General features: G+C 58.5%; 6 protein-coding genes. 3 read left to right on the top strand and 3 right to left on the bottom strand.

Going from position 1 to position 6,882, the window contains the following annotated elements; genetic code table 11:
• Nucleotides 1-800, bottom strand: an 800-nt coding sequence (locus E1297_RS05570) for a cysteine desulfurase family protein (protein WP_155135028.1), incomplete at its 3' end; no start/stop codon positions are given.
• Between the two features lie 299 nt (nucleotides 801-1,099).
• On the opposite strand from E1297_RS05570, the gene E1297_RS05575 reads away from it, so the two are divergent.
• Nucleotides 1,100-1,768, top strand: a complete 669-nt coding sequence (locus E1297_RS05575) for an alpha/beta hydrolase (RefSeq protein ID WP_155135031.1) — start codon at nucleotides 1,100-1,102, stop codon at nucleotides 1,766-1,768.
• A 70-nt stretch (nucleotides 1,769-1,838) separates the two neighbouring features.
• Entirely contained in the window at nucleotides 1,839-2,300 is a 462-nt protein-coding gene (locus E1297_RS05580; protein ID WP_155135034.1) for a GNAT family N-acetyltransferase, read from the top strand.
• A gap of 61 nt (nucleotides 2,301-2,361) precedes the next feature.
• Here E1297_RS05580 and E1297_RS05585 read toward each other — a convergent pair whose 3' ends face one another.
• Both E1297_RS05585 and E1297_RS05590 read right to left on the bottom strand, forming a co-directional pair.
• Nucleotides 2,362-2,748, bottom strand: a complete 387-nt coding sequence (locus tag E1297_RS05585) for an NADH:ubiquinone oxidoreductase subunit NDUFA12 (protein ID WP_155135037.1) — start codon at nucleotides 2,746-2,748, stop codon at nucleotides 2,362-2,364.
• A 207-nt stretch (nucleotides 2,749-2,955) separates the two neighbouring features.
• Complete coding sequence (locus E1297_RS05590) at nucleotides 2,956-3,573, bottom strand: PleD family two-component system response regulator (RefSeq protein ID WP_155135040.1); 618 nt, start codon at nucleotides 3,571-3,573, stop codon at nucleotides 2,956-2,958.
• A 657-nt stretch (nucleotides 3,574-4,230) separates the two neighbouring features.
• Between E1297_RS05590 and E1297_RS05595 the strand changes: the two genes are divergently transcribed.
• A partial coding sequence (locus E1297_RS05595) for a vitamin B12-dependent ribonucleotide reductase (RefSeq protein ID WP_155135043.1) occupies nucleotides 4,231-6,882 on the top strand: 2,652 nt, incomplete at its 3' end.

Here is a 6,882-nt window from a genome sequence, read left to right on the forward strand (position 1 = left end):
TCTAAGCGGCCAAGATCACCGGCCTCGCTCGCAGCGGCTTCGGCAGCGACACCGAATCCGGTGATGGCAGCGACATTTTCGGTCCCCGAACGGCGCCAGTTCTCCTGCCCGCCACCGTTGATCAAGGGGGCCGGAACCCGCGCGGTCGAACGCACAACCAACGCGCCCACCCCTTGCGGACCACCAAACTTGTGCGCGGATATGGAAATCGCGTCGGCTTGCCAGGCGTCCATATTGATCGGCAGCCGCCCGGCTGCCTGAACCGCATCCACATGAAACAGGCCGCCAAACTCCTTGACCAGCGCACCGATAGCTTCCAGCGGCTGGATGACACCGGTTTCGTTGTTGGCTGCCATCACCGAGACCAGCACCGCATCACCACCAGCCAGCATCTCTTTCAAGACTTCAAGGCGCACCCGACCGGAGCTATCGACCGGAACAACCTGCTGATCCTTCACCGGAAAGCGCCCGCCGGTGACAATCGACGGGTGCTCAACGGCGCTGCGAATCAAGCGATCCAGATAAACCGGCGCCCCCTGATCCCGCCAGGACGGCGTCAAGGCCGTCATATTTGCTTCCGTTGCCCCCGAGACAAACGTGACAGCACGCGTTTTTGCCCCGCAAAGACGCGCAACCTGCTCGCGGGCCTTCTCAACACGCCCACGCGCCTTGCGGCCATGCCCGTGAACAGAAGACGCGTTCCCGGCCTCCGTCAGCACATCTATCATCGCCTCACGGGCCGCCGGACGCAGGGGCGCACCGGCGTTATGATCAAGATAGACAGGGTCGGGCCTCGGCATGGTCTCGTTAAATATCCGCTTGCAGATGGCACAGCCCTTGCGGACTGCTTATGTTTGTTTGAGCCACCGTCACGGAAAACTTGATATTTTCCTATGCGATGACGTAAACGTGCCCAATCTTGACGAAACCGCGTCACGCACCTGACCGGGCTTGTCTGTTTCGAATAATTCTAAACAAGGTTCTAGAAACTTGGAGCTTAAGAGTCAAGTTTAGTCTTAGGAGTTCCACGTACAATGCCCCCCGGTCCTGTGCGGTTATGCGCAGGTTTTTGCCATTATGAAAAAGGACATCGCTCTTTATGCCTGAGGTGATCTTCAACGGTCCCGCCGGCCGGCTGGAAGGCCGGTTCCATCCCGCCAAGAAGCGGAATGCACCCATCGCACTGGTCTTGCATCTACACCCGCAATTCGGCGGAACGATGAACAACCAGATCGTCTACCAGATGTACTACATGTTCGCGCAACGCGGCTTTGCAGTACTCCGGTTCAATTTCCGTGGCGTTGGCCGCTCGCAGGGAAGCTTCGATCACGGTCAGGGCGAGCTGTCCGATGCAGCTGCGGCGCTCGACTGGGTTCAGACGGTGCATCCGGATGCACGCGCCTGCTGGATCGCGGGCTTTTCTTTCGGAGCCTGGATCGGCATGCAGCTTCTGATGCGCCGCCCGGAGGTGGAAGGCTTTATTTCCGTCGCCCCGCCTGCAAACCTGCATGACTTCTCGTTCCTCGCCCCCTGCCCGTCTTCGGGACTGATCATCCATGGAGACAACGACAAGGTTGTGCCGCAAAAGGATGTGCAGACGCTGGTCGACAAGCTGAAGACCCAAAAGGGCATCGTCATCAACCACCAGACAATCCCGGGCGCGAACCACTTCTTCGAAAATGACGTGGACGAGCTGATGGATCGCTGCGGCGGCTACCTTGATGAACGGCTTGGCCTGACCCCGGAAGACTACGTTCCGGTCGAGTAATCCGCGCAACCAAAAAGCCCGCCAGTTTGGCGGGCTTTTTATTTGATCGTCTGTACATGTTGAATGCGAAATGCTCATCAGAACCGCTATCGAATCCGACTTTCAGGAACTGCTCGGCCTATACGCACACCTGATTCCGGACGACCTCGGCGCCTCAAACTCCAAGCAACGGGCTACGTTTGACACTTTGCTGCACCACCCCGGCGTGACAATTCTGGTTGGCGAGACCGGCAATCGCCTGGTATCGACTTGCACCTTGGTGATCACGCCCAATCTGACGCGCGGATGTGCGCCTTATGCCATCATAGAAAATGTCGTCACCGCATCCGGGCACCGCAGCAAGGGCCTCGGCAAACAACTCATGACGGCCGCCATGGATCGCGCCTTTGAGGCCGGATGCTACAAGATCATGCTGATGACCGGTGCGCAGAATACAAAGGCACAGAAATTCTATGAACGTCTCGGGTTCCGGCATTCCAAGGCCGGTTTCGAGATCCGTGCCCCTGGATATCCGAAGCGGAAAATCCAATAAAAAACCCGCCAAACCGTCGGGCTTAAAATCATGCATGTTGCCGATACTGAGGCCTGCGCAGTTACTGCCCCGGCGTCCAGGCCTGATAGTCTCCGGTGACCTCGGGGCGTTTTTCCGGTGTCAGGATCGACCCGTCCGGCCGGTAAGCGAGAGGCGTACCCGTATGGTTCAGCTCATGCGTTTTTTGCCATGATTTCGGCTGATAGCTCTCCTCGCTCGGGGGCGTATCGACCCGATGATGGATCCAGCCATGCCAGCCTGGCGGAATGGCCGACGCCTCGGCGAGACCATTGTAGATCACCCAGCGCTTCTTGCCGCCCCGCTCACGGTAATACTTGTTGCCGAACTCGTCCTCGCCAACAAACTCCCCCTTGCGCCAGGTGAAGAATTTCGTGCCCATCGTCTGGCTGTTCCACCAGGTAAACATATCGATCAGCAGGTTTTTCATTGGTCTCGGCCGTCCTTGGCGATGGTCAATTGCGAGCTGGCTGCGGCGCGCGGCGGCGCATCATGCCGTCTTGATATTTTGGCGCGGAATATGACGCCCGGCAAGGGACGTGTCCAGACCCGAGTTACCGCCCACGGGGTCGTTTTGCAATGTTTTGTCCCAATTCCCCGGCACGACGTCCGGTTTCAAGCGCCAGGAACGGTCTTCTCATCGTCTGTTCCTTTTGCCCGCCAGACCGCCACGCGCAATCTCCGGCGCAATCTGCAATCCGGTCCCGGCAACCCCACGCTGCCGGGCAATCAAGGTCTGGATCCGTCCCGCCGCCAGACTGTGCAGCCGTGCGGCCTGATCGTCCAGCAACCTGTCGATGCCCCTGATGTTGTAGACATTCCCCTTATCCAGAACGAACGGACGCGCGTCATTCAACAGCCACAGCAGGCGCTTCCACAAGGTAGAGGGCGCAACTGGCTTGACCAGGATGTGGTGGGCGCCTCCCCGCAGAACCTTGTCGACGAGAGGCCGCGTTCCGTGCGCCGTGACGAAAAGAACCGGCACAAAACAAAGAGGCTCCATCCGCCGATGCCGAATCAGGCGCAACATCTGGTATCCAGAGGTCGGCCGCATGCGCCAATCGGTCAGGATCAGGTTCGGAGGATCAATCGTCATGGATCCCAAAGCATCATTGACCGAATCAAAAACCCGCAGGCGCTTGATCCGGAAACTGAGAAGCATCGACCGCAGGATTGTCTGCATTGGCTTGCTGTCTTCAATGACAACAATATCCAGATCCTCCGGAGACAGGCTGTATGCGGCGTGAAGTCTCATGACCGTGAAGAATTGATCGAAAACCCCGCCATTGGCACGACTCAGGCTCCGAATATGCAGTCCGCGCAAACCGCCGAATGCGGCTTCGTCAAATCTTCATAAAATCGAACTTATCTTTCCGGGGGCTTGCGAGGCGATTCCCGCGCGCGTTTCGCAATCCCTCTGCATGCCGCCCCGCAGGAATCCGAGGCTTTTCCTTATGGAATCGCCAGGTCCCCGCTATCCACACGTCCACACCACATTTTGGGCTTGCCCACAAATACGATACTAGCTGTTGTTCGTCAGCGCTTGACGGTAAGAATTCCTTTACACTAATTTCCCACCATCAGCGGTATGCGTATCGGGGCGGGTAGCCACGTTTCCCGAATCCATCCAGTAACCAGTTCATGCGTATCTGCCTTGTCATCGCACCCAAGATGGCCGGGACGGGTTTGCGCGTGCTTACATTTTCATTCGGTGTGACAAAGCTGTTGATGATCACTATATCTAGTATGACATTCGACAACTAACACCACATAAAGGGTCACTCATCGACCCAACGAAACAGATCGGCGCCTCGGCGCCGGCCGGGCGTACACGGCCCGGACAACAGAGAATTTTGGTTGCGGTCCGGCTGGCAGAAACCACCGGAACAGGCATGACACAAGGGGACAAGAAATGCGGATCGAACGGCGCTACACCAAGGAAGGGCAGTCGCCCTATGCCGATGTCGAATTTCGGACGGCGACGAGCGAAATCCGCAATCCCGACGGGTCGATTGTTTTCCGTCTGGAAAATATCGAGGTCCCGGCCCAGTTTTCGCAGGTCGCTTCCGACATTCTGGCCCAGAAATATTTCCGCAAGGCCGGTGTTCCGGCCAAGCTGAAGCCGGTCGAGGAAAACACGGTTCCTTCCTGGCTGTGGCGCCACGAGGCCGATGAGACGGCCCTCAAGAAAATGCCGGAAACCGAGCGTTACAGCTCGGAAATCGATGGCCGCCAGGTCTTTGACCGCCTTGCCGGCACGTGGACCTATTGGGGCTGGAAAGGCGGCTATTTCGACAGCGAATCGGATGCGCAAGCATTTTATGACGAGCTGCGTTTCATGCTAGCCACACAAAAAGTCGCCCCGAATTCGCCGCAGTGGTTCAACACCGGCCTGCATTGGGCCTATGGCATCGATGGACCGAGCCAGGGCCACTACTATGTGGATTTCCAGACCGGCAAGCTGACCAAGTCCGCCACCGCCTACGAACACCCGCAGCCCCACGCCTGCTTCATCCAGTCGGTTGAAGATGATCTCGTCAATGAAGGCGGCATCATGGACCTTTGGGTCCGCGAAGCACGCCTGTTCAAGTACGGTTCTGGCACCGGATCCAATTTCTCGCGAGTGCGTGCCGCAGGTGAAAAGCTGTCCGGCGGCGGCAAGTCGTCCGGCCTGATGAGCTTCCTGAAGATCGGCGACCGGGCGGCCGGTGCGATCAAGTCCGGGGGCACGACGCGCCGCGCAGCCAAGATGGTCGTGGTCGATGTCGACCATCCCGATGTCGAGGAATATATCAGCTGGAAGGTGAAGGAAGAGCAGAAGGTGGCCGCTCTCGTCACCGGCTCCAAGATCTGCCAGAAGCACCTCACCGCAATCATGCGGGCCTGCGTGAACTGCGAAGCGGACAATGGCGAGTGTTTCGACCCGTCCAAGAACCCCGCCCTGAAGCGTGAAATTCGCGCGGCCAAAAAGATGATGGTGCCGGAAAACTACATCCAGCGCGTCATTCAGTTTGCCCGTCAGGGTTTCACCAAGATCGAATTTCCGACCTATAACACAGACTGGGATTCGGAAGCCTATCTCACCGTATCCGGCCAGAATTCGAACAACTCCGTTCGGGTCACGGATGGCTTTCTGCAGGCCGTGATCGACGACGGCACCTGGGACCTGACCGCCCGCCGGTCCGGTGAAACCCTGAAGACCATCAAGGCCAAGGAGCTTTGGGAACAGATCGGCTATGCCGCCTGGGCGTCCGCAGACCCGGGGTTGCAGTACCATACCACGATCAACGACTGGCACACCTGCCCGGCGGCTGGCGAAATCCGCGCCTCCAATCCTTGCTCGGAGTACATGTTCCTGGATGACACGGCGTGCAACCTTGCATCCCTGAACCTGATGCAGTTCCGCAAGGAAGACGGCTCGTTTGCCATCGACAACTATGAACATGCCGTCCGGCTGTGGACCATCGTTCTCGAAATCTCGGTTTTGATGGCACAGTTCCCGTCCAAGGAAATCGCCGAGCTTTCCTACAAATACCGCACGCTTGGCCTTGGCTATGCCAATATTGGCGGCCTGCTGATGACCTCCGGCATTTCCTACGATTCAGCTGAAGGCCGGGCGCTTTGCGGCGCGCTGAGCGCGGTCATGACAGGTGTCTCCTACGCCACTTCGGCGGAAATGGCCGGTGAGCTGGGAGCATTCCCCGGCTACAAGCAAAACGCAAAGCACATGCTGCGGGTGATCCGCAACCACCGCCGCGCCGCCCATGGCGAAACCAAGGGATATGAGGGCCTCAACACCAAACCGGTCGCCCTTGACCATGCCTCCTGCCCCGACCAGGTCATCGTGGAACGGGCCAGAAAGGCCTGGGACCGCGCGCTTGAGCTCGGCCAGAAGAACGGCTACCGCAACGCCCAGTCGACCGTGATCGCCCCGACCGGCACCATCGGTCTGGTCATGGATTGCGACACCACCGGGATCGAGCCCGACTTTGCTCTTGTAAAGTTCAAGAAGCTTGCCGGCGGCGGCTACTTCAAGATCATCAACCGCGCCGTTCCGGAAGCCTTGCGCAAGCTCGGCTACTCTGAAAGCCAGATTGCCGAGATCGAGGCTTATGCCGTCGGCCACGGTTCGATCGATCAGGCACCGGCGATCAACACGGCGGCTCTCACCGCCAAGGGGTTCACCGCCGAAAGCCTTGAAAAGCTCAAGGGCGGCATGGCATCGGCCTTCGATATCAAGTTCGTCTTCAACCGCTGGACGCTTGGCGATGACCAGATGAAGGCGCTTGGCGTAACCGGAGCGCAACTGGAAGATCCCGAATTCGAGCTTCTGCCGTTCCTCGGGTTCTCCAAGGCAGACATCGAAGCCGCCAACACTCATGTCTGTGGCGCAATGACCCTGGAAGGTGCCCCATTCCTGAAGGAAGAGCATTATCCGGTCTTTGATTGCGCCAACCCCTGCGGCCGGATTGGGAAGCGCTTCCTGTCGGTGGAAAGCCACATCCGCATGATGGCTGCGGCACAGCCGTTCATTTCCGGCGCGATCTCCAAGACGATCAACATG

This window comes from Roseibium sp. RKSG952, from assembly GCF_009711355.1.